Raw genomic sequence first — 25,723 nt, 5'->3', positions numbered from 1 at the left:
GGGATAAATCCCCTCGCCACAGGGTTGAGTGCTCCTCAGTTGATCAGTCTGCCCAAGCCATCCAGCAAGCGCTGCAAAGCCCCCTGATTGCGGCGCATCACCGCCAGCCCGGCCTCGGCCATGCGTTGCGCATCACGCGGTAACTCGAACAAGCGCTGTACTTCCACCGCCAGTCCTTCGGCATCATCCACTTCGGCCAACGCCCCGGCTTCGCGCAGTTGCGCGGCGATGTCGAGGAAGTTGAACAGGTGCGGGCCGCAGATAACCGGCTTCGCCAGCGCTGCCGGTTCCAGCAGGTTGTGACCACCGTTCGCCACCAGACTGCCGCCGACGAATGCGCTGTCAGCCAAGGCATAGAGAAACAGCAATTCGCCCATGGTGTCGCCGAGCAGCACTGACGTCTGCGCATCGACGTTAGTCCCGGTCGAACGTCGCACCGTGGCAAAACCTTCACGCTGGCACAGTTCGAACACCGAGTTGAACCGCTCGGGATGACGCGGCACCAGAATCAGCAGCGCATCCGGGTGATTGGCCAGCAAACGACGATGGGCGTTGAGCACCACTTCGTCCTCGCCTTCATGGGTACTGGCGGCGATCCACACCGGACGTTCAAGCGCCTGCCACTGATTGCGCAGTTCGGCGGCACGTTGCAGCAGTTGCGGGTCGATGGTCAGGTCGAATTTGATCGAACCGGTGACCTCGACAGTCTCCGGGCGCGCGCCGAGATCACGGAAGCGCTGGGCTTCAGCTTCGGTCTGTACGGCAAACAGGCTCATCTCGGCGAGCATCGGCGCAGTCAGTTTGCTGAAGCGGCCGTAACCGCGCGCCGAGCGCTCGGACAAACGCCCATTGGCCAGCGCCACTGCAATCCCACGCTTGGCGCATTGGTGAATGTGGTTGGGCCACAGCTCGGTTTCCATGATCACCGCGAGTTTCGGTTGCGCCCGATCAAGAAACCGCGCCGCTGCGCACGGCAAGTCATACGGCAGGTAGCAATGCTGAATGCGCGGTTCGTTGGCGAACAGCGCCTGAATGCGCTCCGAACCGGTTGGCGTCATGCAGGTGACGGTGATCGGCAGCGTCGGATAACGTTGCAGCAAGGCGCGGATCATCGGCGCCGCAGCGATACTTTCGCCCACCGACACCGCGTGCACCCAGATGCCGCCGGGTTGCAGCGTCGGCATCCCGTAAGAGAAGCGTTCGCCAATCCGCTTGGCATACGCCGGCGCCTTGCGCGCGCGCAGCCACAGCCGAATCGCCACCAATGGCAGCCCCAGATAAAACAGCGCGGTGTACAGAGTTCTATTCATGGCGGCGGAGTTTATCGACTTTTGTCGCCGATCGCCCGCAAGCGCACGGCAAAACGTTCGGCCAGCCAGCGCGCGGCCGGCCCGAGGGGTTCGTCGCGGCGCCAGACCAGTTCCACCACCAGCGCCGGCGGGGTCCATTCGCTGTCGAGTTCGACCATCAGGCCCTGATACGCCGAGTACTGCACGACGTGCCGCGGCAACCACGCCCAGCCAAGATCGCGCACCAGCCATTCGGCCATCACGTAAAAACTGTCGGCGCGCCAGACTCGCGGGCTGGCCGGCTCATTCCCGGGATAGACGCTGGTTTGCGTCGACATGAGTAACTGGCGGTGTTGCGCCAGTTGCTGACAGGTGACGTAGGACTGTGTCGCCAACGGATGATTGATCCCGCAGACCGTGACCATTTCCACGCTGCCGAGCACCCGACGCTCCAGCGCTTCGGGGATTTCGTCGTGATAAAACAGCAGTCCGAGATCGGCACGACGCTCGACCAGTTTGCGCGCGACTTCGCCTTGCGCGGCGCTGGTCAGCTGCACTTCGAGGCTGGGAAACTGCTCGCCCAGCTCGCCAAAACTTTCCACCAGCGCCTGATAGGGCATCGCTTCATCCTGCGCCACTCGCAGTTGCGCTTCCTGCCCACGCATCATGGCCATCGCCCGGCCGTTGAGGCGCTCGCATTGGCGCAGCACTTCGCGCGCTTCTTCCAGCAGCGCCTCGCCGGCTTCAGTGAGGCTAGGCTGGCGGCCGCTGCTACGCTCAAACAGGCTGACGCCCAGATCATCTTCGAGCATGGCGATGGCACTGCTGATCGCCGACTGCGCCTTGCGTTGCTGGCGCGCCACGGCAGAAAACGAGCGTTGCTCGGCGACGTTGACGAATATGCGTAGCTGATCGAGATTCCATTGCATGCCTGTCGACCTATCTCCAATACAGATAGGTAATGACTTTACCGCATCTGAGGAATCACTAAAATGCCGCCCTGGAAAGTAACGTTTCACATTGAGGATTGAACATGAACGCCTACGTCTATCTGGCCATTGCCATCTGTGCCGAAGTGATAGCCACCGTGTCGATGAAAGCGGTCAAGGGCTTCAGCACTCCCCTGCCGCTGATTCTGGTTATCGTCGGCTACGCAATTGCATTCTGGATGCTGACGTTGGTGGTGCGCTCGGTGCCAGTGGGTGTCGCCTATGCGGTGTGGGCCGGCATGGGCATCGTGATGGTCAGCGTGGCCGCGCTGTTCATTTATGGGCAGAAACTCGATGTGCCGGCGATGCTGGGGATGGCGTTGATCGTGCTCGGTGTCGTCGTCATCCAGCTATTCTCGAAAACCGCCGGCCATTAAAGCCAACCCCAATCCCTGTAGGAGCGAGCCTGCTCGCGAAGAGGGCGTGTCAATCGACAACAATGTTGCCTGACACACTGCATTCGCGAGCAGGCTCGCTCCCACATCGGTTTTGCGTCAGCCCTGTTGATCATCGACAAATCCGCCTCTTTCCCGAGTCTGTATACTGCGCCCTCGTCTTGAACACTGAGGTCGTTGCATGCCATCCGTTATTTCCACCGACGTTCTGATTGTCGGCGCTGGTGTCGCTGGCCTCTGGCTGAACGCGCGTCTGCGCCGTCAGGGTTTTTCGACCGTGCTGGTGGAAAGCGCCAGCCTCGGCGGCGGGCAGAGTGTGAAGTCCCAGGGCATCATCCACGGTGGCGCCAAGTACGCGCTGCACGGTGCGCTGACCGGCGCCTCGGAAGCCATCGCCGACATGCCGCGACGCTGGCGTGAAGCATTGGCCGGCAACGGCGAATTGGACCTGACCGGCGTGCGCCTGCTGTCCGAGGCCCACTATCTGTGGTCGCCGGGCACCCTCGCCGGCAACCTCACCAGTTTCTTCGCCAGCAAAGCCGTACGCGGCCGTGTCGATCAGGTCAAGGGCGAGCAGTTACCGCCGGCTCTGCAAGACAAACGCTTCAAGGGCAAGGTCTACCGCCTCGCCGAACTGGTGGTCGATGTGCCAAGCCTGATCCAGCGCCTGGCAGAGCTGGCTGGTGATGGCCTGCTCGCCGGGCAAACCATCGCACCGCTGCTGGAGGCGGGCGTGCTAGTCGGTTTGAAAGTCGACGGCCGCGAGATTCGTGCGCAGCGCATCGTCCTCAGCGCCGGGGCTGGCACCGCGCAATTGCTCGAAGACCTCGGCCTGACCCAGCCGGCCATGCAACGCCGCCCACTGCACATGATCATCGCCAAAGGCCCGGGCCTGAAACCGCTGTACGCACATTGCCTGGGCGGCGGCACCAAACCGCGCATTACCGTGACCACCCATCCGGCCGCTGACGGTCAGTGGGTCTGGTACATGGGCGGCGACATCGCCGAGAGCGAGGGTGTGCACCGCGAACCGGCCGAGCAAATCGCCACCGCGAAAAAAGAGATTGCGCAGTTGCTGCCATGGATCGACCTCAGTACCACGCAATGGGCAACCCTGCGTGTCGACCGCGCCGAGCCACTGCAAACCGGGCTGACACGCCCCGACAACGCCTTTCTCGCCGAACAGGGTCGCTTGCTGGTCGGCTGGCCAACCAAACTGGCGCTCGCGCCGGACTTCGCTGACCGGGTGATCGCTTCTCTTGAGCGTGACGGCATCCAGCCGCAAGCCACTGAACCGTTGCCGGCGCTGCCGAAACCACCGATGGGCGTTCCAGCCTGGGAGCAACTGTTGCCATGACCATCGCCAACCTGCACGACCTGCATCGCCCTCTGGGCAGCACCGGCCTGATGGTTTCGCCGTTAGGCCTGGGCACGGTCAAACTCGGCCGCGACCAAGGCGTGAAATACCCCAACGGTTTTCAGATCCCCGGTGACGACGAAGCGCGAATGCTGCTCCGCCAGGCGCGCGAACTGGGCATCAACCTGATCGACACCGCGCCAGCCTATGGTCGCAGCGAAGAACGCCTCGGCCCACTGTTGCGCGGCCAGCGTCAGGACTGGGTGATTGTCAGCAAGGTCGGCGAGGAATTTGCCGATGGTCTGTCGCTCCACGACTTCAGTGCGACTCACACGCGGATGTCCGTCGAGCGCAGCCTGCAACGTCTTGAAACCGATTTTATCGATCTGGTACTGGTGCATTCCGACGGCAACGACGTGGCGATTCTCGAGCACGAAGAGGTTTACGCGACACTCGCGGCGCTCAAGGCCGAGGGCAAGATCCGCGGCTTCGGCTTCTCCGGCAAAACCGTCGAAGGTGGCCTGAAAGCATTGGAGCAAGGGGACTGCGCGATGGTCACCTACAATCTGAACGAACAAAACGAGAAAGCTGTCATTGACTATGCTGCTGCCCACGGCAAAGCCATTCTGGTGAAAAAAGCCTTGGCCAGCGGCCATGTTTGCCTGAGCCCGGGCGTGGATCCGGTGCGCGCCAGTTTCGAGTTGCTGTTCGCGCAGCCTGGCGTGGCCAGTGCTATTGTCGGCACGATCAATCCGCTGCACCTCGCCCACAACGTTGCGACCGTAGCCCAGGTCCTACGTGGTCACTGACGCCGCTTCGCGGCCTTAAGCAGGAGCCGATATGCCGCGCACGCTCATCAGAAAGAACCCGAGCAACTTCAAAACCCTGCCACTGTTCGTCGAAGCCACGCCCGAGGGCCTGAGTTATCAGAGCGTCGGCATGCCGCTGAATTTTGCCCAGACCTTGCAGCGGCGCAAACCGGTGAGCGTCGCCGATGCCGAGCGGTTCGCGGTGGAGTTGGCCAACCTTGGCGTGTCGGTGCGACTGACCCTGCATTGGCAAAATCGCGACTACTGGGTGCTGGTGCGCCAGCGGCGCCAGGATCGCGGCGACGTAGTGCTCAAATTGATTTCCGGTTATGTACCGGCGCACGAACTGAACATTCCGCTGCACACGGCCATTCAAGAGATCGCCGAAGAATGTTTGCTGGAAACCCCTGAAGGCTGGCTTGGCGGTCGTTTCAATGACACCTGGCTGCCTGCGCCTTACGCCACGGCCCTGCACTATCGCGAAGCGCTGCCGTTTCGCTTGACGCCATTGTCCGGCTCGGCTCGGCCAGTACGCTGCGCCAACCTGCAATTGCTCGAACGACCACGGGCCTATGTGCACTTGCCGACGGCGTCGCTGCAATTGATCTATGACCTGCGACTGGAAGTGCCCAAGGAAGCAAAATCCTTGAGCCTGTTTCATGTCGATGAGCGTCTGGAGGGTGATCAACTGGTGGCACGGCTCGACCGTAAACGCCCTGACCTCTACCTGATGCCACTCAAAGACGGCGCACCACTGGCCGAGCTCTATACCCTCAAGCGCGACAAACTCGTGCCGGCCAGCACCCGCGGACTTTACCTCGCAGAGAGCTTCGCGACCCAGCAGGGCTGGGTGGTGCGCGAAGAACGGATTCGCTGGAAAGACTGGCTGGTGCAACAGGGCCTGCAACCGGCAAAGGCCCCACGCCAGGGGCTCAAGCAATTGAGCATCAAGGCGTTACGCCTGGTCGGCATTGGCAAACAACGTGCGAGCAAATAGCCGCCTAGCGGCGACGATCCAGCCACGTGCGCAAAGTCGCGAAGAAATGGAAATAACGGTTTTCGCGCTTGCCCATGCCGCGCTTGGGCGAGAACGACTCTTCGGCAAATGCACCGGTAATGCGCACCCGTGATGCTTGAGTCGGCAGTGTGCAAATTCTCGCATCGACTTGCTGCAATACATATTTGAGCAAACGCTCGGAATGCAGCTTTCTTCCCGTCGCCTTGCAGAACTCGAAGATGCGCTCGATCCGCTTGCCGTAGGCGACGTAAGTGTCGCGCCCGCAAATGGCAAAGCGGTCATTCAGCCCGCCCCACCACTGCCAGTCCGGAATGTAGGCATTGTGCCGCCGGGCCTCTGGATGATTGAACACATAAGCAGGCAGCGGGTTGTGGAAGAAGTTGTCCGGCCGCACGAACACCACGAAATCCGGATCGAAGGCCTCGATCATCGTGGTCACGGTGTGCAGCGAATTGAGCTGATAGATCAGGTTACGCAGCGACGCGAAGTCATCGGCCCAGGTGTCGCCCTGTGCCTTGACCTGCTCGAAATCCCAGCGCTCCAGCACGCCTTCGGTTGACGTCAGCGTCCCGGTCATCGATTCGAACGGCTGATAGTTGTCCGCCGCCAGCTCGCCTTTTTCGCCGGAGCGCGAGTTCTGCACTTCATCGATTTTGTACAGGTGATAAAAGCACTGTACTTCGCTGCCCGCAGGCAACTGCGCCAAGACGTTCTGTTCGATGGAGGGAAAGCAAATCGGCGAGTTTCTCGGAATCCCGAAAAATGCCACGGCAATTTTCAACACTCAACAGCACCTTTTGAAAGTAGTTCGGGCCTGGCCGGCAACACGTTATCGCTTATTTCTGGCGGAACAGCTTTTGCCACCAGCGACGGGGTTGCAGAGGCACCACGATAACGTCCGACTGCTGCAGCCAGTTGCGCTCGTAATCCCAGGCGTGACCACCCCACAGCTTGCCGGCTTCGTTGGAAAAACCCAGGGTCAGCAGTTGATAGGTATAACCGGGTTGGGCGCGCAACCAGTCGAGCAACACCAGCGTGTTGAAACCGGTCGTGGGCCCGACGTAACGCTTGCCACCCGGCCGGTCGACCGGATAGTTCCACAGCGGCGGCAACGGGATGCGATCCCAGTACATCGCCACCCTTGGTAACGGGCACATCGGTGCTGCGCAACCGACCAGCAGAGTGAAACAACGCTCGCTCGCCTGATTGATCAGTCGCTGTACGTCTGCCCCGTAAGGCAGACCGAAAAAATACGCATCCGGGGCGTTGTAGCCGTGCACAAAGACATTGACGCTTTGCGCGTTGAGCAGCGGAGCCTTGATGCAGGTATTGAAGCTGACGACGACGTCATCAACGCCAATGTTCAGCGCCTGAACATCTGCCGCCGTGATGGCCGGATTGTTGGCAATCAGGATGACCCGCACTGCGCGACTCAGGCACTCGCGCAACGCCTCGGGCAACGCGCCCAACACAGACTGGTCACCACCGGGCAGCGCATCCAGCGCCATGTGTTCGTCCATCATTCAGACCGGTACCTTCATCCCGTGACGCAGCTTCACCCAGAACCGCGTGAACGCCGATGGCGGCTGCCATGGGCGCATCTCGCGCTGGATTTCAGTGGCGAGGGCCTGGCCAACCCGAGCGAATGAATAGCGGCTCTGTGCAAAGGCCTGACCATTGCTGGCGATGCGATCTGCCAACTCAGGGTTGTCCTGCAACAGTTTGATCTTTTCCACCGCCTCGTCTTCGCTGCGATAAAACACGGTGTTGTGCATGTCTTCGAAACCGAGCAACCGGTCTTCTTCGCCCTGGCTCCAGGCCAGCAGCACACAGCCGCAGGCCATGGCTTCGAAGTTCTTGATCATGAACTCGTTCATGCCGATATCGGCACTGACAAAGATCCTGATGCGATTGAGCGTTTCGAGATACTCCGAGCCCGACTTCGTGCGCGTCACCAGCATCCCCGTTCGCTTCGACAGCGATTCGAGCAGAGCCTTGCGTTCGGCATACTCGGTACTTTTCAGGCTGCCGAGAAAACCGATAGGGATGTCCCGCTCGGCGCCGGTATTGCGCAGCATTTGCTCGTCGTAACCCTTGGAGACGAACACCGTGTCGATGCCTTCGGCGAGCATCTTGCGCGCGACCACCGCACCGGAGACCAGCGCCCGGCAGCTCGGCAGACGGCTGTAGAGGCGCGAATACACGCCCCGATACTTACTCGCAGGCATGTAGTTCTGGTAGGCGTCGTGTTCGAGGAAGATCAGCCCGGGAATGCACTTGAGCACCCGCAATTGCGGGGCCAGGCGCTTGACCCGGGAGAAGATCACCACGCGGTCGAAAGCCTGGTAATCGACCGAGGCCAGAAATGGCCCGAGGTTCATCTGTTGCTGTTTGCTCAGACGGTAGATGACACATTCATCACAGTTCTGCTGCACGATGTCGTAGAGCCGGTCGAGAATGACCCGCTGCTCGTCCATCACCAGGAGCATGACTTTCATAGGTTAATTGACCACGCGACGTAGGCAGGCAAGCGCATCGGATTCAAACCTGCCAACATCAACGGAAACGGTTAGATCCCCAAGGCAAAATCCGTTCACACGCAGTACACAACGGTAAAAATTCATCTGATCAACGACTGCGGATTTTCTCGACAATCGCCGTGGTCGAGCTGTTTTCCACCAGCCCCAGCACCTTCACCGTACCGCCGTAAGCAGTGACGATATCGGCGCCGACAACCTGATCGATGCCGTAATCCCCACCTTTGACCAACACATCCGGTTTGACCTCGCGCAGCAGGTTTTCCGGCGTGCCTTCAGGGAAGCTGATCACCCAGTCCACTGCGCCGAGACCGGCCAGTACTGCCATGCGGCGGTCGACACTGTTGATCGGACGACCCGGCCCTTTCAGTCGGCTGACCGAGGCATCATCGTTGATCGCCACGATCAGACGATCGCCCTGAGCGCGAGCCTGTTCCAGATAGGTCACATGGCCGGCATGAAGGATATCGAAGCAGCCATTGGTAAAGACGATCCGCTCGTTGTGCGCACGGGCATCGGCAACCGCCAGCAGCAATTGCTCCAGCCCCAACACGCCACGTTCTGAACCTTCTTCGCGCTGAATGGCGCGGCGCAGTTCCGGCGCGCTGATCGCCGCCGTACCAAGCTTGCCAACGACGATGCCCGCCGCCAGATTGGCCAGGGCGACAGCGTGAGGCAGCTCCTCGCCAGCGGCAATCGCCGCCGCCAAGGTAGAAATAACGGTATCGCCGGCACCGGTCACGTCGAACACTTCACGGGCACGTGCCGGCAAGTGCAACGCCGGATGATCCGGGCGCAACAGGGTCATGCCGTGTTCGCCACGCGTCACCAGCAGCGCGCCGAGTTCGAGGTCGTGCATCAGGGCGGCGCCCTTGCTCACCAACTCGTGTTCATCGGCGCAACCGCCGACGATGGTTTCGAACTCGCTGAGGTTCGGCGTGATCAGGCTGGCACCCCGATAAATCGAGAAGTCCTTGCCCTTTGGATCGGCCAGCACCGGAATGCCTTTGGCGCGAGCCGCCTGAATCAGGGTTTGATGGTTCTTCAGTGCACCTTTGCCGTAATCCGACAACACCAGCACCTTGATGCCTTCGAGCAGGTCATCGACCTGCGAGGCCAGGGCCAGGGCATCGGTGGCGAACGGTTCTTCAAAGTCGATTCGCAGCAATTGCTGGTGTCGGCTCATGACCCGCAGTTTGACGATGGTCGGCTGATGCGCGATGCGCTGGAACAGAGCTCGCACGCCCGCGCCCTTGAGACTGTTGCTCAGGCTGTCGGCGGCTTCGTCATCGCCGGTCACACCGACCAGAGATGCCGGCGCACCCAGCGCAGCAATGTTCAAGGCAACGTTGGCAGCACCGCCCGGACGGTCTTCGATTTGCTCGACTTTTACGACCGGAACCGGCGCCTCAGGGGAAATCCGTGAGGTACCACCATGCCAGTAACGGTCGAGCATGACATCGCCGACCACCAAGACAGGGGCTTGATCGAATCGCGGCATGGACAACTTCATGGAGCAACCCACATACAAAATGAACAGGGGCGCGATATTAACACAGGGTAAAGCGCCGTCCGCCTCAATCTGAAAGGTCGCGCACCCAGAACAATTCGTGGCGTCGGACAGCCTTGCGGAAAAATTCGTTACTACCCGTGACAGGCCAGCGGCGCCCCGCCAGTCCCTGCTGGATCCAGCGGCGCAATTGCCGCTTGAACACTTGCCCGCCCTGCAAGTCGTGCTCCATGGCCAGCGCCATGGCCTTGTCCAGTTGCACGTCGGCTGACAGCAGCGGGCTCCACAAACGATCGGCCGGCAAAGGTTCGATGGCCGGCGGCAGCGCGATGCCGGCACCGGCCGGCCCCATCGGCCAGCGGTCGTTGTCATGCAGATGATTGGCGTACATCAACAGAGTCGTCGGCTTCCAGCTGCTGCGGCCAACGGCCTCAAGCAGCGCCTGAGTAGCGGCGACGTGATCACTATGCGGGTCCAGTTCCGGGTGCGGTGTCACCAGCACTTCTGGACGATAGTGCTCCAGCAGGGCCGTCAGGTCGCCGATCAGATTCTGCCAGGTCGGCTGCCCGTCAATGTCACCAGGCAAGGTCAGCGGGTTGTGGCGGCGCACGCTGCGCACATCGTTTTCCAGCGACTCGCGTGAGCCAAACGCCTGGGTCGGCTCGGCGGCCATTGCCGGCAATTGCAGGCAGTAGTAACCCAACTGCACGCAACACTCTGCCGGCACACCACCCCACAGGGGAATCACCAGACTGTCCCAACTGCGCAGGCGCCCCTTCAAGCGCGCGGCTGCGGCTTGATCGAGGCCCAGACGCTGGAAGTCTTCGGCCTCGATCTCACCCTGGGTGAGAGTGACGATACTGGCGTCTTCGCTACGGCTGTAAAGACCGAATGCCGCAAGCTCCGCATCATCGGCGTGAGGCGCAATGACCATCACGCGCTGGCGGCTGTAGTCAGGGTTGGCCATCACCCACAAAGTGCCCGTGCGCGCCGTCGTGCAGTATCCGCCACGCAGCGCCAGTGCGCCTTGAGCCAATGCGTCTGCCTGCCCGGAAAGATTAAGGAAGCGCCGACCTTTGACCCCACGTTCGAAGTCCTGACGATCATCGCCCACCTGAACATGGGGATCGAGCCAGCGCCCCAGCCAATTGGCCTTCAACTCAAGTTCGAGTACCAGCGTCTCGCCCGGCGCCAGCGGTTCGCTCAAACGCACCACGTCGCCATCCAGACTCACGGCTTGACGCGCCGCGTCCGCAGGAAACACGTATTGATAATCGTCGCCGGGCCGATAGAACAGATGATCGGCAAACCACGCTTCGTGGGCGACCCAGGCCAGCACCAGCAACAACGGCAGCAACCACCAGCCAATCAACACCCCGATCAGCAACAGCGCCAGCAGAAAGGCAACGAGGAAAAGACGCTTACTGCGGCGATGGGCCTTGAGAAGTTGTTGCTTGCGAGCGCTCATGGGGTCAGACCTTGTAGACCGGCACAGGATTGCACCAGCGATCCTTGTATTCACGGTCGGCGCGACCGAAGGAGAAACGCAGCGGTTTGTCCAGCGCCCGCGCATGCTCCCAGGCGCTTTGCGTATTGAGAAAACTCAACACGCTGCCGGGGCTGAACTCGCGGGTTTCAGGGTCGACGCCGCCGTTGATGTACTCCAGCGACACCCATTGCGGCGCCTCGACACGGTACAGAACCTGAATCGCCACCGGCGCCGACTCAAGCATGGCAACAGAACCGGTCATGAACTCGCGCAACAACGTGAAGACCTCGACGAGCCCGGCCTTGCCTGGCACCGCAAAGCCCCAGCGACGCTCGAACAGATCGGCATATGCCTGCGCTTGCTCTGCCGGAGAAAACTCCGCCATCGGCACCAGCGCCCCACCCGCCTCCTCCAGCAAACGCTGTTCGCGGCGCTGGTTGTAGCGAAACTTCTTCGAATACTCTTCCGGCAGCCGGGCCAGGGCCAGGCCCTCCGGTTGCGGTTTCAGGGTGCTGATCTGCTCGGCATTGAGCTGGGAAACATAGGCCATGCGCTGGCGAACCGGCACGACGACATCCGGCGCGATCGGCAGGATGATTTCCGCATTGCCCATGTCGAGCAAGCCGCGCTTGCCTTCGCGCTTGAGGACTTCCTTGGACAAGGCCACGTGCCGCCCCCAGCAAGGGATCGCGGCAACCACCTCACCATCAACGATCCAGCCCAGATAGCGCAGCTCGATCCCGACGAATGTCGACAGTCGCTCAACCACCTCGGGATGCGTCGCAAAGCTGCCACCGAAACGCCGCCAGGCTTGAGCGTAGGCGTCCCGGTCAATTTCGGTCCAGCCACGTTCACGAAAGCTGCGAAACACCGTCAGCATACGTTGGTCACGTGGGCCGGCTGCAGCTCGTCACCCTCTTCAAACTCTTTGGCATTGAGGCGTGCGTAGTAACCGTTCTGCGCCAGCAACTGGTCGTGCGTACCACGCTCGACGATGCGGCCCTGATCCATGACCAGAATCAGATCGGCTTTCTCGATGGTCGACAGACGATGCGCGATCACCAGCGTGGTGCGCCCCTTCATGACTTGATCCAGAGCCGCCTGAATGTGCCGCTCGGACTCGGTGTCGAGTGCCGAGGTAGCCTCGTCGAGAATCAGCAAAGGCGAGTTCTTGAGCAATGCCCGGGCAATCGCCAGCCGCTGACGCTGGCCGCCAGAGAGCAGCACGCCATTTTCGCCGACTTGCGTATCGAGGCCCTCAGGCAATTGCTCGATGAAGTCCATCGCATACGCATCACGCGCCGCTTTTTCGATGTCTTCACGCGGCGCGCCGGCCAGGTCGCCATAAGCGATGTTGTTGGCCACGGTGTCGCTGAACAACGTGACGTGCTGGGTCACTTGGGAAATGTGACGACGCAGATTGAGCAGTTTGTATTGCTCGACTTCCACACCGTCGATAAGGATTTCGCCCTTGTTATGGTGATAGAAGCGCGGAATCAGGTTGGCCAGCGTCGACTTGCCGCTGCCCGAACGACCGACCAGTGCAACCATCTGCCCGGGCTCGGCCGTGAAGCTGATGCCGTCGAGCACCTGACGCTCGGTGCCTGGGTAGGTGAAGCTCAGATTGCGCACGTCCAGACGACCGGTCACTGAGTCGCGCTCGACGGTACCGGTATCGACTTCTGGCTCAACGTCCAGTTGCTCGAAAATACTTTCAGCACCGGCCACGCCTTTCTGGATGGTCGAGCTGACTTCGGACAATTGGCGGATCGGCTTCGGCAGCAGGCCGGCCAGGGTGATGTAGGCGACCATGTCGCCCGCCGAGGAATCGCCACGCAGGTACAGCACGAGGAACATCAGCACTGCCATGGCGCTGTAGATCACCAGTTGCAGCATTGGCGTGTAGATCGCGCCGGTGCGGGTCATGCGCAGCTGTTTGTCGGTGTTGCTCTGGCTGGCCTTGAGGAAGCGTTTCTGTTCGTAGACTTCGCCGCCGAAGCTGCGCACCACGCGATAGCCCTGGATGGTTTCCGACGCCACGTGAGTGACATCGCCCATGGCCAACTGGATCTTCTTGCTCTGCTTGCGGAATTTCTTGCTCGCGGTACGCACCATCACAGCGATCAGCGGCAGGATCGCCACCATCACCAGCGTCAGCTTCCAGTTCATGAACAGCAGGGAGGCGAACAGGAAGATGACCGTCATGCCTTCACGGATTACGACCTTGATCGCATCTGTTGCCGCCCCTGTGACCATGGTCACGTTGAAGGTGATACGCGAAATCAGATGACCGGAGTTATGCTTGTCGAAGTAGCGGTTAGGCAGTACCAGCAGGTTATTGAACAACTGCACCCGCAGGTCATGCACCAGACCGAGGGAAACCTTGGCCAGAAAGTAGTTGCCCAGATAAGATCCCAGGCCTTGCCACGCGGCGATCAGGATGATCAGCAGCGGTACGGCCTGCAGCAGTTGCAGGTCACGCAGGTAAGGCACGGACGGAAACAGCACCGCTTCAGGGTTCGACAGGCCGTCGACGAAATACTTGAGAATGTAACCAAGCATCGGCTGGGTCGAGGCGAAAATCAGAAAGCCGACGATGCTGATCAGAAACAGACTGATGTACGGCCGGACGTAGCCGAGCAGGCGGAAGTAGATCGCCAGCGTTGACTGGGCTTTCGGTTCAGGACTGCTCATGGTGATCCGCACAATTCAGTGAGGCGGGGATGATATCACACGCGTTTTTCCCCCGATAAACATGACTGCAAGCCAGCCTTTGACCAAGTCGGTTAAGATACCCCGCTAATGATGGGGAGCCAGACATGCAATCGATTGACCACAGCACTTACGAGGCACTGCGCGAAGGTGCACACGTATTGGAAGCCGACGGTTCCGGCGACAAGGTGCTCAGATTGGCCGATGGACGCATGCTCAAGCTGTTCCGTCGCAAGCGGCTGCTCAGTTCGGCGCTGTTCTACCCCTATGCGCAGCGCTTTGCCGACAACACCCGGGCACTGGAGCAGCGCGGCATTCTCTGTCCGACCGTCATCGCGGTGTATCGCATTCCGAGCATCGAGCGCGATGGCGTCTATTACAGCCCGCTGGCCGGCGATACCGTGCGCCAGTTGCAAGACAGCAGCAAAGGGAATGATTCGTTGAGGTTCCAACTGGGCGGATATTTCGCTCAACTGCACGAAAAAGGCGTGTATTTTCGATCACTGCACTTTGGCAACGTCGTGCTCACCCCCGATAACCAACTGGGCCTGATCGACATCGCCGACCTGCGCTGCCAGAGGCGCGCACTCAGCGACAGCAAACGCCTGCGCAACTTCGCTCACTTGCTGCGCTATAAAGAAGATCGTCAATGGTTGCTGGGCCAGGACGCTGGCGACACCTTTATCGAAGGCTACCGGCAGGCCCTGCCGAGCAACCGGCAAGCGCCACTGATCTCGCGCCTGCGTCCGCTGTTGGGTTGAACCTTAGCGGCCGATGACCACCACCGTCGCACCTTTGCGATTGGAAAAGTGCTCGAGGATGCGCAACTTGTGCGCCTCCAGCCATCCCTTCAGCCAGGGTTCGTCACCCTTTGCCTCAACCACGAAATAGCGATAGTCGCCGGCATGGGCCGCAGACATCGCCTCTTCCTGGGTCAGAACGGGCAACACGTATCCGCGACCGGCGTAATAGCTGATCCGCCCGTCCCCGAAGTACGTCGGTGCACCCGGCTCGACATGGGAGGACATCCAGCGCCCGGCCTCGACATAGTGGGTCTTGCCAGCCCCGGTGGAGATGACGTTCGACAGCATCACCAATAAGCCCACGATAACCAGCCACTTGCCCCAGCGCGGGAACTCGCGAACAAACGCCGCCAGCCCCAGCGCCAGCACAGGCACAACCAACAGGTTCAAGAAACTCAGATACCGGGCATTCATGAACTGTTGCTTGAGAAAGAACAGCACCAACACCACCAGATACAGCAGCGCCGCCCAGGCAAAGGGACGATAGTCGCGCCAGTAGATGCCCAGTACCCCCAGTTCCGGCGCAGGATGAACGGCACCGCAAAAGGCCCCATCAATTTCACAAAGCTGATGGCAATGGCCGCCAGGATGCCGAAAAAATGATCCTGCCAGCCTCATCCTGGGAGTATTTATTGATGAGCGAATTGGCAAATTGATCGCACAGCATCTGAAACGAGGACAGCACGCTATGGGGCGCAATCATGTCCAGATAAAGCATCACGCGCGCAGACAGAAGCACACCTGACACCGAGACGATCAACAAACCCAGAATCGGCAGTAACGAGAACTGAAGGAATTGCACGCGCCGGGTCGATGACCACAGGCTAGGCAATTGCCACAGTGCCAGGGCCGGCACCAGCAGCAAGGCCTCCAGTCGGAACAACGCCGCCGCTACAATAGCCAGATGGATCAGCGCTGCACGCAACCAGCCGCCGCGAGCCTGCCAGCGCAACGCGAGCCACAGCGTTAGCGTGCAGAAAAACCAGAAACCGCATTCACGGATGATGTCATTTCGAAAGGCATTGACCGCTGGCATTGCCAGCACCACCAGACACGCCCAGCGGGTGACGTGCGCAGAACGCTGACGTACGCAGTCCACCATCAATGCACTGGTACCGGCGAAGAAGAGACCACACCAAAGATAGGCGCTCAGTTCCAAGGGCAGATGCAGGATCAGATGCGTGCCGGCGAGCAGAAAGGAAAACCACGGCCAGTCGAAGGAAGCCCAGGCTACATTGGGCCCATGCTCGGTGACTTGTTGTGCAATATCGATATACAGCGCGGCATCTCGCCCGACTGTCGCGGTACCCATGACCGCAATCAGCGATAACAGCACACTGCCCAGGAAAGCCAGCCATACCGGGTATTCATCGATGATTCTGGAGACTCGAGTTGCCACTTTAACGCCCGTACCTTTCACTCAGCCACCTCAATGACACCCGTTACGTGGTACGCGCATGCTTTCGCGAACCGCTTACCGAAACAACAACCGCAAAGCCTTGCGAGTGTAAGACCAGCGCGAAAACGTGCGCCAGTCTGCACGCAACGCCTGAAAATAAAAGCCTTTAGCCAACGCGTATTCGCCGTGGGAATAGCAATCGCGAAACAGCGACAGGCAGCGCTGCGCCAGAAATGCCTGACGCAAATCCTGCATCTCTGCCGGCATGCGCCGACTGGAAAACACTTCGCTGACGACCTGCTCCGTGCCCGCAGCAAGACTTTGGCGCAAATCGTGGCGCATGCTGTCGGCATGCTTGTAGATCAATGCCAGAGGCTGATCGAGAACGGTGCAAGGGAAACGCGCCAGCACCTGGGCAAACACCGGCAGGTCTTCGACGTTGCGTAGATGTTCCGGGTAATTACCCGCAGCGAATACATCGCGATGCATCGCGCAGGCACCATTGGAAATCGATACGGTCTTGTCCAGCAGATAACCCTGCAAACGCTGACGGGGAGTCGAATGCAACGGCTTGGCTGCCTGCAAGCTGCGTCTGCCGTCAGCGAACACTGACCAGTGCGCACCGATGACCATCAGGCTCTGAGGATTGCTGGCAATGTGTTGCGACAACGCAGCCAAAGCACCGGGGGCCATTTCGTCATCGGAATCGAGAAATATCAGGTACTGCCCCGTCGTCTCTTCAAGCCCCCAATTTCGAACTGAAGACAGCCCGCCATTGCTTTTGCGCAATGCACGAAAACGCCCGCCGTGCTTGAGCAGAAGTTTCTCTACTACCTCGGGCGTTTCGTCCGTCGACCCATCGTCGATGACCAAAAGATCTGCCGTCGCATCATCCAGCTGCGCCAATACCGACTCCACTGCACGAGGCAAGGTTCGCGCATAGTTGTAAGCGGGAATCACGACGCTGATCAGTGTTTCAGTCAAGTCCGTATCCTTTTACACCCTCTTTGACCACCAGAATGTCTTCCATGATCAGGTACTGCAGATCGGAGCCAAAGAACATGTTCAGCGCGTCGGTCGGCGAGCAGATCATCGGTTCGCCACGACGGTTGAGCGAGGTGTTCAGCGACACGCCGTTGCCGGTCAGCACTTCCAGCGCCTTCATCATGTCGTAGTAGCGCGGGTTGTATTCGCGCTTGAGCACTTGGGCACGCGAGGTACCGTCTTCGTGGACGACTTCCGGCACGCGGGTTTTCCACTCGTCCGCCACTTCGAAAGTGAAGGTCATGAACGGCGCCGGGTGATCGATCTTGATCATCTGTGGCGCAACGGTGTCGAGCATCGACGGGCAGAAAGGCCTCCAGCGCTCGCGGAACTTGATCTGATGGTTGATGCGGTCAGCAACGCCGGGAATGCTCGGGCAACCGATGATCGAGCGACCGCCCAAGGCACGCGGGCCGAACTCCATGCGGCCCTGGAACCAGGCCACCGGGTTGCCATCGACCATGATCTTGGCGATCTGCTCAGGCATGTTGTCGAGCTTGCGCCATGTCGGCTTGTTCTCGTGACGGGCGCACGCGGCGATCACGTCTTCGTTGCTGTACGACGGGCCGAGGTAGACGTGTTCCATCTTCTCGACCGGTACACCACGGGCGTGCGACACGTACGCGGCGGCGCCAACAGCGGTGCCGGCATCGCCGGACGCCGGCTGCACGAACAGCTCTTTGACGTCATCGCGGGCGATGATCTTCTGGTTCAGCTTGACGTTCAACGCACAGCCGCCGGCGAACGCGAGCTTGCCGGTTTCCTTGAGGATGTCGCCCAGATAGTGGTCGATCATCTGCAGCGAGATCTTCTCGAACAGCGCTTGCATGCTCGCGGCGTAGTGGATGTACGGTTCGTCAGCGATGTCGCCTTCGCGTTTCGGGCCCAGCCATTCGATCAGCTTCGGCGAGAAGTAGAAACCTTTGCCTTTTTCTTTGTAGCGACGCAGGCCGATCACGTTGGCGTAGTCGGTGTTGATCACCAACTCGCCGTTCTCGAACGAGGCCAGACGCGAGAAGTCGTATTTGCTGGCGTCGCCATATGGCGCCATGCCCATGACCTTGAACTCACCGTCGAGCATCTCGAAACCGAGGAACTCGGTGATCGCGCCGTAGAGGCCGCCGAGGGAGTCCGGATCGAAGAATTCCTTGATCTTGTGGATCTTGCCGTTTTCGCCATAACCGAAGAAGGTGGTGGCGTACTCACCCTTGCCGTCGATGCCGAGGATCGCGGTTTTCTCTTTGAAACCGGAGCAGTGATAGGCGCTGGAGGCGTGAGCCAGATGGTGCTCAACCGGCTCGATCTTGATCTTTTTCGGATCAAAACCCAGTTGTTCAAGGCACCAGACGATCTTGTTGCGATAGCGCTTGTAGCGACGGTTGCCCATCAGGATCGCATCGAGGGCGCGATCCGGTGCGTACCAGTAGCGCTTGGCGTAGTGCCAGCGAGCCTCACCGAACAGGCTGATCGGCGCGAACGGAATGGCTACTACGTCAACGTCGGACGGCTTGATGCCAGCCTGCTCAAGGCAGAATTTCGCCGACTCGTAGGGCATGCGGTTCTTTGCATGCTTATCGCGTACGAAGCGCTCTTCTTCAGCAGCTGCCACCAACTTGCCGTCGATGTACAAGGCTGCTGAAGGATCATGGCTAAGGGCGCCGGACAGGCCAAGAATCGTCAATGCCACAGGGGTCTAGCCTCTTTAGTCTGCATGCAGGCGCGATGCGCCTTGAAAATTGATGTGCCCTCGCACCGGGCGAGAGACAGCTAAAGGGCGGGATTATAGCGTAAACGTGATGGGAATTACCCTGTGCGAATTGCCCCAGGGCGAATGGATCCGATAAACCTTGCCTGCGGGTTCAATAACCGCTCTTGCGCCAGTAAATACCGAGATTGCCGTCAGTCGCCTGACGATAAATCGAATAGGGCAGCACAATCGTGTCGGCCACACCTGACAATGGCAGATCAAGCAAGACGAACGGCACCAGGAATCCACTGGGATCTGGCGGTGCGTTCAGTACGCAGAAGTCGTAGGCCAGACCGCTGTAAACACGCGGAATGGATTGGCAGTAGGTTTTTTGCTTGCGCATGTCCCGGGCGACATCGGCATCATCCTGCAACACAGTCAGGACACTGCCACAGCCTGATAAACCCCATGAAAAAACGCCCAGCATCACAGCCTTTTTGATCATCAAAAGTTGCCCTCCATTGTCGTCAGGCAAACTAGCACCGGGACTGAAGCGGGCACAGTTCATGGCTTCTGATGAAGCTGTAGGACAATTCAGTGGATCTTGTCCTCTATTTACAAGGCAGGGAGTTCTCATCGCTAAATGCCGCACAGCATCCATGTAGAAGCTGCGGCACGCTGCGATCTTTTGATCTCGAAAAACAGAATCAAAAGATCGCAGCCTCGTTTCACTCGACAGCTCCTACAGAGGGGCTGAAGAGTTCAGGCAGCGCTGGAGATGTCTTTCGGCAAACGCTGATCAATCACTTGATACAGCGCGCTGTTTTCTGGCCAGTTGCGCATGAACCGCGCGCGATCCCGGGCGTAGGCCGGGGCGAAGCTGCCGAGGGAGCCGTGTTGGCACATCGAGTCGAGGTCGATCAGCGCCCAGCGATCGTCCTGCCAAAAGAGGTTATGGCCCTTGAAATCACCATGGCTGATGCGCTCGGCGATCAAGCGCGCGAACAGCTGATCCAGCGCCTGCAACTCGGATTCCGGCGCGGCGCCGCTTTCAACGTACGGTGCAAAGCGCTCGATGATGTCCGGCCCCGGTAGAAACTCAGTGACCAGGTAAGCGCGGCTGCGCAGCCACAGGAAACGTTTTTCCAGCACGGCCAGCGGTTTCGGCGTGGCGATGCCGAGGAACGCCAGACGATTGCCTTCGCGCCACGAATGCCACGCGCGGCTCGGGCGCCAGAAGCGCTTGAGCCAATGCGCAAAGTTCTTGATGTTGTAGCGCTTAATCACCAGCGTGCGCCCGGCCACGTCAACCTTGCCAACGCTCGCCGCGCCGCCGGTCTTGTACAAGTGCCCCTGATCGAGCAGCGCATCGGCCTGTTCCAGCACCGGCACCATCGCCGCTTCTTCCTCGCGACGAATAGCGCGCAAAGCGAACGCACCGCGCTGTACCGCAAACAGCGTGCACTCGCGGCCAACCTTGATCAGGTAATCGCGCAGGCGCCAGGCGCGCACTTTGTCGATCTGCTTCTGCAAGGCTTCCAGCGGCAGCGCGTGCTCGGCGTTGCTCAGCAGGTAATACACCAGCAACTCTTCGGTGAACGGTTCCAGCGACTTGGGCAACTGGGCAAAAAATACCCCTAGGTTTTCCAGCACTTTCTGCCGCGACAACGGCTGGCCGGCGGTTTCCACACAGATTCCGGCGCCGTCGATCAAGTACAAATGACCGCCGTGACGCAGCAGATTGTCGAGGTGCAGATCTGCCTGCCACAAGCCTTTGCCATGCAGTTGAGCGATGGCGCCGAGCGCCTCGGCCAATACCGCCGATTGATCATCGGCGAGTACGGGCAACGACTCGACCTGTTGCCACGCATCGCCAAGACTTTCCGCGCCTTCGAGGAATTCGAACAGCAGCCAGCCGCCCTCGCCCTCTTTCAAGCCATCCGCCAACAGCAGCGGCGTGGTCAAGTGTTGAGCGGCGAGCAATTTCACGCCGTCCAGTTCGCGCTGGAAATGCCGCGCAGCCTTGCTGCCGACCAGCAGCTTGGCCAGCACCGGACGCCCACGCCAGACGCCGGCACCGACATAGCGCTGGCCGGGCAACACGCGTAACAGCGTCAGCAACTGCAAATCCGCCGGGCCTGCGGCATCGGCCAGCGAGATCGTCATTGGCAGGCTCGGCGTACGCCCGGCGTTTTTCAGGTCGGACAACCGCATCAGCGCGTCTCCTTGCGACTGCGTCGTGCGGTCAGACGAGTGACCCAACTGTCGACCAGTGAGCTGTCACTCGGCTGATCAACATACGCCGCCAGCAATTCACGCAACTGCGCCTCGCTCCATTCAGGGGCGCGGCGCAGCAAAGGCTCCAGATCCTTGACCCGATCACGCAGGCCGAACAGCAAGGGCCGGGTTTTTTCCAGATCGATCAACTGCGCCTGATAACCGCTGCCGTCAGCCTGCAAAAAGATGTGCTTGGGATAAAAACAGCCGTGCACCTGACGCAAGCCGTGCAGACGGCGCGCCAGTTGTCCGCAAGCCTTGAGAATCGCCGATTGCTGCACAGTGGTCAGTTCAGACCAACGCTGCAATAACGAATCGAGATCGTCCCAGCCATCGAGGGCGCGGGTCAGCAAGATTGCGCGGACCTCGCCGTTGACCTTGCGCTGCCCGAAAAACGCCGCTTGCAGCGCCGGAATACCGAGCTTGTTGTAGCGGCTGATGTTGCGAAACTCACGGGCAAAACTCGGCTCGCCGAACGGCGCGTGCAAGGTGCGGGTCAAGTAGTTGCTCTGGCGCTTGAGGTAGTAGGCGTGGCCTTCCAGCTCCAGGCGAAACACGCTGCTCCAGCCGCCGCCGTCGGTGTTCGGTTCGTCCACCGCTTCAAGCTGCTTGGCCCACAGGGCGTCGAAGGTGCCGAGGCCATTGCGCTCAAGTAGCGCACGGTCTTCGGCGGCCAGAAAATCAGTCATTCGCGTCCCTCGAAAAATCTCACCACGTGGCGAATGCGCTTCTTGTCAGCGGCATTCAGGCGATCACGCCCACGGTATTGCAGATAGAAGCGCAGGCGCTGGGTGTTCGACAGGTGATATTTGGCCACCTTGTCGAGGCAGGCCAGATCCTTGGTGATGCGGTATTTGAGCCAGAAGCCGCGCCAGAAATCGCCATTCGGGCAATCGATCAGAAACAGTCGCGCCTGATCGTCGATCAGCAGGTTGCGCCACTTCAGATCGTTATGGGTAAAGCGGTGGTCGTGCATGGTTCGGGTGTAACCGGCCAATTGACGGCTGACACCATCGACCCAGGCGCGGTCCTTGAGCTTCGGATCGTTGCGCTCGGCCAGCGCCGAGAGGTCTTCGGTGCGCGGCAATTCGCGGGTGATCATCGCGCCACGATCGTACGCCGCGCCACGGCGCTCCAGCCCCCAGGCCACCACTTCGGCAGTGGGAATGCCCCACTTGGCGAAGCGCTTGAGGTTCTGCCACTCCATCTTCACGCGCGGCTTGCCGAGGTAACGGCGCAAGCCTTTACCGGCGCCGACGTAGCGTTTGACGTAATAGTTGATGCCGCTGCGCTCGACGCGAACGACTTCGGACAGCGGATCGCGGGTCAGGCGTTCGCCTTGCAAGGCAAATACCGCTTCGAGGCTGCCAAAGTCTTCGGCGAGATCACTGTATTCAGGTTCAAGCGTCCAACCCGCCATCAGAGCGCATCTCCGTAGCGCTGTTTACGCGCGTAGAGCTTGTTGGCCTTGCCTTCCAGCCAGTTCAGCAACGGCGCTTCTTCAGCCAGAATCTGCCGTAGCGGTTGCTGGAAATAGCCCTTGAGGAAGCGCAGCTTGTCGCGGCGGGTCAGGCCGATGTCCAGCGCCGAAAAGTACAGCGCGGCCAAATCCTTATTGCGCCAGCGCTGAGTGATTTTCGCGCGGGTCTGAGCGCGGTGCAGGTCGATCACCGACAGTTTGAAATCTTCCGCCGTCACCGGTTTGTCGGTGTGCAGCAGGAAGTGACAGATGTAGCAGTCGCGGTGATTGACCCCGGCGCGGTGCATCATGCCGGTCATGCGTGCGACTTCGGCGATCAGCGCACGCTTGAGTGTCGGCTCGGGCGGCTGCTTGAGCCAGTCGATGCTGAAGTCTTCGAGGCTGACGGTCGGCGCCAGCTCTTCGGTGACGATGAACGAGTGCTGATCCGCCGGGTTGCTGCCCTTTTCGCCGTACGCGACAGCGGTCATGGTCGGCACACCGACTTCCTGCAAACGCTGGATGGCCTTCCACTCCTGACCCGCACCGAGTACCGGCAGCTTGGCAGTCAGCAGGTTCTTGAAGATTTCGCCCCAGCCGATGCCACGGTGAATCTTCACGAAAAATCCGTTGCCGTCGACTTCCGTGCGTAGCGTGCGGCGAGCTTCCAGCTCGCGGTAAACCTCGCCCTGCAAGCCTTCGACTTCGGCGAACGGGTCGCGTCCGGCCCAAAGGCTTTTGAACGGTTCAGCCAGCATCAACTTCATTAAGCGTGCTCCGCCAGAATCACATCGGCCGCGTGCTGCGGCATGCTGTAGAGGTCGGCCGTCTCGGCGAACGCCAGACCATTGCGGCTCCACGCCGCGCGTGCAGCGTCGTCATGCAACATGTCCGTCAGGAATTGCGTCAGCTGCGCCTGATCGAACGGCTCGTCCAGCACTCGCCCGGCATCCGCCTCGGCAATGTAATGGGCGTAACCGCAGACCGCGCTGACCAGCACCGGCAAGCCAGCGACCAGCGCTTCAAGCAATACGGTACCGGTGTTTTCGTTGTACGCCGGGTGGATCAACAGATCGGCACCGAGCAGGAAACGCGGGATATCGCTGCGTCCTTTAAGGAACGTCACGTTATCGCCCAAGCCCAATGTGGCGCTCTGCATCTGGAATAATTTGGGGTCATCCTGGCCGATTACAAACAGCCGGGTGCGTTTCTTCAGCTCGGCGGGCAATGCGGCCAGTGCCTTGAGGCTGCGATCAACACCTTTGGTCTTGAACCCGGAGCCGATCTGCACCAGCAGCAGTTCGTCGTCCTTGAGGTTGAATTCGGCGCGGAAAGCGGCGCGGATTTCGTCGGCATCTGCCGGGCGACGACGATCCTGGGCAATGCCCGGCGGCAGCAGATGGAAGCGCTCGATCGGCGTGTCGTAATGCTTGATGAACAGCGGTTGCTGCACTTCGGAAATCATCAGCACTTCGGTCTTCGCATCTTTGGCGAACACCGCGCGCTCGTACTCGGCGAAGTGGCGATAACGGCCCCAGCGGCGGTACAGCGAATGGCGCAGGTTTTGCGCCTTGTCTTCGAAGCAGCCGTCGGCGGCGTAATAGACGTCGAGCCCCGGCATCTTGTTGAAACCAATCAGACGATCGACCGGGCGCTTCGCCAGGTCCGCCTCCATCCACGCGCTGAGTTTTTCATTGCGACGATGATTGAAGAACGCCTTGACCGGCGCCACCAGCACTTCAAAACCGGGCGGCACATCGCCTTCCCAGATCAGCGTGTAGACACGGATCTGATGGCCGCGCTTCTGACATTCGAGGGCGATGCGCATGAAGTCGCGCTGCAAGCCACCAAACGGGAAATATTTGTACAGGACGAATGCCAATTGCATCAGCGCAGCTCCTCAGCCATTAACAACGTGCTCAGTCGGCTGGCGACACGCTCGGGGTTCAGACGCGTGAAGCACAGAGGCTGCTCACGCTTCAGGTCAAACTGACGGGCATCCTGCGCGGTCGGTTGATAGGTACATTTCTTTTGCAGGCACGGCGCGCACGGGAAGTCGCTGGCCAGGTGAATCTGCAATTTGCCGTAAGCGCCGGTCAGGCCCGGGTTGGTCGGACCAAACAGCGAAATGGTCGGCACGTCCAGCGCCGCAGCCAAATGGCCGAGACCGGTGTCCACCGCGACGCAGGCTTGCGCGCCGGCAAGGACTTTACCGACGCCGGCCAGATTGAGTTTTGGCAGAACTTCGGCGTGTTTGAAACCGGCGGCGATGCGTTCGGCGCGGGCCTTTTCCTGCGGATTGCCCCACGGCAGTTTGACGCCGACGCCGAGGTAACCGACGCGTTCGGTCAGTTCACGCCAGTAACTTTCCGGCCAGTGTTTGGTGTCCCACGTGGTGCCGTGGAGGAACACTACGAATGCGTTTTTGCGTGGCAACTCGACCAGGCGTTCGACGTTGAGGCCGTAATCGCCGAGGCCTTTTGGCAGGTCGTAACCGAGGGCGATGGCGAACAACTGCCGCACCCGCTCGACGGCGTGCTGACCACGGGCCACGGCCAGTTTACGGTCGTAGAATCGCGCCGCCATCGGCTCGCGGGCCGAGCCCTTGTCGAGGCCGGCCACCGGGGCTTTGACGTAACGGGTCAGCCAGGCGCTTTTCAGCAGGCCCTGGGCGTCGATCACCAAGTCGTATTTGTTCGCGCGCACGCTTTGTTTGAAGCGTTTCCACTCGCCGCTGGTAATGGTCTTCCAGAGGTTTTTGCGCCAGCGGCGGATCGCCACCGGAATCACCTTGCCGACGGCCGGGTGCCAGGTCGGAATCTCGGCGAAGCCTTCTTCCACGACCCAGTCGAACTTGATCCCGGGGATGGCCCTGGCGGCGTCGGTCAACGCTGGCAACGCATGAATCACGTCGCCCAGCGATGAAGTCTTGATCAGCAGTACCCGCAA

General features: G+C 60.3%; 25 protein-coding genes. 5 read left to right on the top strand and 20 right to left on the bottom strand.

The features are described from left to right. Positions 1 to 35: 35 nt before the first annotated feature. Together waaA and JFT91_RS08550 are read right to left on the bottom strand one after the other, a co-directional pair. The gene (gene waaA / locus JFT91_RS08555; RefSeq protein ID WP_201232102.1) at positions 36 to 1,310 is read right to left on the bottom strand and encodes a lipid IV(A) 3-deoxy-D-manno-octulosonic acid transferase; all 1,275 of its coding nucleotides are present in this window, start codon (positions 1,308 to 1,310) and stop codon (positions 36 to 38) included. Between the two features lie 11 nt (positions 1,311 to 1,321). Next, positions 1,322 to 2,218, bottom strand: coding sequence for a LysR family transcriptional regulator (locus JFT91_RS08550; RefSeq protein WP_201232101.1), 897 nt, complete (start codon positions 2,216 to 2,218; stop codon positions 1,322 to 1,324). A gap of 104 nt (positions 2,219 to 2,322) precedes the next feature. Here JFT91_RS08550 and JFT91_RS08545 point away from each other — a divergent pair, with 104 nt between their 5' ends. The 4 genes from JFT91_RS08545 to JFT91_RS08530 all read left to right on the top strand — a co-directional run bounded on the left by JFT91_RS08545 (position 2,323) and on the right by JFT91_RS08530 (position 5,836). Further along, the gene (locus JFT91_RS08545) at positions 2,323 to 2,655 is read left to right on the top strand and encodes a DMT family transporter (protein WP_201148297.1); all 333 of its coding nucleotides are present in this window, start codon (positions 2,323 to 2,325) and stop codon (positions 2,653 to 2,655) included. 199 nt (positions 2,656 to 2,854) lie between these two features. Continuing rightward, positions 2,855 to 4,030: an NAD(P)/FAD-dependent oxidoreductase gene (locus JFT91_RS08540; protein WP_201232100.1), complete on the top strand. Its 1,176-nt coding sequence runs from the start codon at positions 2,855 to 2,857 to the stop codon at positions 4,028 to 4,030. Then, the gene (locus JFT91_RS08535) at positions 4,027 to 4,839 is read left to right on the top strand and encodes an aldo/keto reductase (protein ID WP_201232099.1); all 813 of its coding nucleotides are present in this window, start codon (positions 4,027 to 4,029) and stop codon (positions 4,837 to 4,839) included. The genes JFT91_RS08540 and JFT91_RS08535 overlap by 4 nt, the downstream gene beginning before the upstream one ends. A 31-nt stretch (positions 4,840 to 4,870) precedes the next feature. Then, positions 4,871 to 5,836 (top strand): metal ABC transporter ATPase, encoded by a 966-nt coding sequence (locus tag JFT91_RS08530; RefSeq protein ID WP_201232098.1) that lies wholly within the window; start codon positions 4,871 to 4,873, stop codon positions 5,834 to 5,836. A 4-nt stretch (positions 5,837 to 5,840) separates the two neighbouring features. Here JFT91_RS08530 and JFT91_RS08525 read toward each other — a convergent pair whose 3' ends face one another. From JFT91_RS08525 to msbA, 7 genes are all read right to left on the bottom strand, one after another. Next, positions 5,841 to 6,641, bottom strand: a complete 801-nt coding sequence (locus JFT91_RS08525; protein WP_201232097.1) for a hypothetical protein — start codon at positions 6,639 to 6,641, stop codon at positions 5,841 to 5,843. 52 nt (positions 6,642 to 6,693) lie between these two features. Beyond that, positions 6,694 to 7,380 carry a hypothetical protein gene (locus JFT91_RS08520; RefSeq protein WP_201232096.1) on the bottom strand — a complete coding sequence of 229 codons (687 nt, stop codon included), beginning with the start codon at positions 7,378 to 7,380 and terminating at the stop codon, positions 6,694 to 6,696. Next, entirely contained in the window at positions 7,381 to 8,355 is a 975-nt protein-coding gene (locus JFT91_RS08515; protein ID WP_201232095.1) for a glycosyltransferase family protein, read from the bottom strand. 130 nt (positions 8,356 to 8,485) lie between these two features. Beyond that, entirely contained in the window at positions 8,486 to 9,907 is a 1,422-nt protein-coding gene (hldE, locus tag JFT91_RS08510; RefSeq protein WP_201232094.1) for a bifunctional D-glycero-beta-D-manno-heptose-7-phosphate kinase/D-glycero-beta-D-manno-heptose 1-phosphate adenylyltransferase HldE, read from the bottom strand. A gap of 64 nt (positions 9,908 to 9,971) precedes the next feature. Then, a complete protein-coding gene (locus JFT91_RS08505) occupies positions 9,972 to 11,372 on the bottom strand; it encodes a PIG-L deacetylase family protein (protein WP_201232093.1) in 1,401 nt (466 codons plus the stop codon). A 4-nt stretch (positions 11,373 to 11,376) separates the two neighbouring features. After that, complete coding sequence (locus tag JFT91_RS08500) at positions 11,377 to 12,273, bottom strand: GNAT family N-acetyltransferase (protein WP_201232092.1); 897 nt, start codon at positions 12,271 to 12,273, stop codon at positions 11,377 to 11,379. Continuing rightward, positions 12,267 to 14,087, bottom strand: coding sequence for a lipid A export permease/ATP-binding protein MsbA (gene msbA / locus JFT91_RS08495; protein WP_201232091.1), 1,821 nt, complete (start codon positions 14,085 to 14,087; stop codon positions 12,267 to 12,269). The genes JFT91_RS08500 and msbA overlap by 7 nt, the downstream gene beginning before the upstream one ends. A 125-nt stretch (positions 14,088 to 14,212) precedes the next feature. Here msbA and JFT91_RS08490 point away from each other — a divergent pair, with 125 nt between their 5' ends. After that, the gene (locus JFT91_RS08490; protein ID WP_201232090.1) at positions 14,213 to 14,866 is read left to right on the top strand and encodes a protein kinase family protein; all 654 of its coding nucleotides are present in this window, start codon (positions 14,213 to 14,215) and stop codon (positions 14,864 to 14,866) included. A 3-nt stretch (positions 14,867 to 14,869) separates the two neighbouring features. Here JFT91_RS08490 and JFT91_RS29510 read toward each other — a convergent pair whose 3' ends face one another. The 11 genes from JFT91_RS29510 to waaC all read right to left on the bottom strand — a co-directional run bounded on the left by JFT91_RS29510 (position 14,870) and on the right by waaC (position 25,723). Continuing rightward, positions 14,870 to 15,349 (bottom strand): hypothetical protein, encoded by a 480-nt coding sequence (locus tag JFT91_RS29510; protein WP_242489230.1) that lies wholly within the window; start codon positions 15,347 to 15,349, stop codon positions 14,870 to 14,872. 118 nt (positions 15,350 to 15,467) lie between these two features. Then, positions 15,468 to 16,328, bottom strand: a complete 861-nt coding sequence (locus JFT91_RS29505; protein WP_242489229.1) for a hypothetical protein — start codon at positions 16,326 to 16,328, stop codon at positions 15,468 to 15,470. A 54-nt stretch (positions 16,329 to 16,382) separates the two neighbouring features. Further along, on the bottom strand, positions 16,383 to 17,291 hold the full coding sequence (locus JFT91_RS08480; RefSeq protein WP_201232089.1) for a glycosyltransferase family 2 protein: 909 nt from the start codon (positions 17,289 to 17,291) through the stop codon (positions 16,383 to 16,385). After that, the gene (locus JFT91_RS08475) at positions 17,284 to 19,038 is read right to left on the bottom strand and encodes a carbamoyltransferase C-terminal domain-containing protein (RefSeq protein WP_201232088.1); all 1,755 of its coding nucleotides are present in this window, start codon (positions 19,036 to 19,038) and stop codon (positions 17,284 to 17,286) included. The genes JFT91_RS08480 and JFT91_RS08475 overlap by 8 nt, the downstream gene beginning before the upstream one ends. A 172-nt stretch (positions 19,039 to 19,210) precedes the next feature. Next, positions 19,211 to 19,546 carry a YceK/YidQ family lipoprotein gene (locus JFT91_RS08470; RefSeq protein ID WP_201232254.1) on the bottom strand — a complete coding sequence of 112 codons (336 nt, stop codon included), beginning with the start codon at positions 19,544 to 19,546 and terminating at the stop codon, positions 19,211 to 19,213. A 254-nt stretch (positions 19,547 to 19,800) separates the two neighbouring features. Further along, positions 19,801 to 21,252 carry a lipopolysaccharide kinase InaA family protein gene (locus JFT91_RS08465; protein ID WP_201232087.1) on the bottom strand — a complete coding sequence of 484 codons (1,452 nt, stop codon included), beginning with the start codon at positions 21,250 to 21,252 and terminating at the stop codon, positions 19,801 to 19,803. Beyond that, on the bottom strand, positions 21,252 to 22,004 hold the full coding sequence (locus tag JFT91_RS08460) for a lipopolysaccharide kinase InaA family protein (RefSeq protein ID WP_201232086.1): 753 nt from the start codon (positions 22,002 to 22,004) through the stop codon (positions 21,252 to 21,254). Before JFT91_RS08460 ends, JFT91_RS08465 begins: the two co-directional genes overlap by 1 nt. Continuing rightward, entirely contained in the window at positions 22,001 to 22,735 is a 735-nt protein-coding gene (locus JFT91_RS08455) for a lipopolysaccharide kinase InaA family protein (protein ID WP_201148766.1), read from the bottom strand. Before JFT91_RS08455 ends, JFT91_RS08460 begins: the two co-directional genes overlap by 4 nt. After that, positions 22,735 to 23,541: a lipopolysaccharide core heptose(I) kinase RfaP gene (rfaP, locus tag JFT91_RS08450; RefSeq protein WP_201232085.1), complete on the bottom strand. Its 807-nt coding sequence runs from the start codon at positions 23,539 to 23,541 to the stop codon at positions 22,735 to 22,737. The genes JFT91_RS08455 and rfaP overlap by 1 nt, the downstream gene beginning before the upstream one ends. Then, positions 23,541 to 24,662, bottom strand: coding sequence for a glycosyltransferase family 4 protein (locus tag JFT91_RS08445; protein WP_201232084.1), 1,122 nt, complete (start codon positions 24,660 to 24,662; stop codon positions 23,541 to 23,543). Before JFT91_RS08445 ends, rfaP begins: the two co-directional genes overlap by 1 nt. Beyond that, positions 24,662 to 25,723, bottom strand: coding sequence for a lipopolysaccharide heptosyltransferase I (gene waaC / locus JFT91_RS08440; RefSeq protein ID WP_064117144.1), 1,062 nt, complete (start codon positions 25,721 to 25,723; stop codon positions 24,662 to 24,664). Before waaC ends, JFT91_RS08445 begins: the two co-directional genes overlap by 1 nt.

This window comes from Pseudomonas sp. TH08, assembly GCF_016651275.1.
Lineage (GTDB): Bacteria > Pseudomonadota > Gammaproteobacteria > Pseudomonadales > Pseudomonadaceae > Aquipseudomonas.
This window is presented reverse-complemented; position numbering and strand designations above follow the sequence as displayed.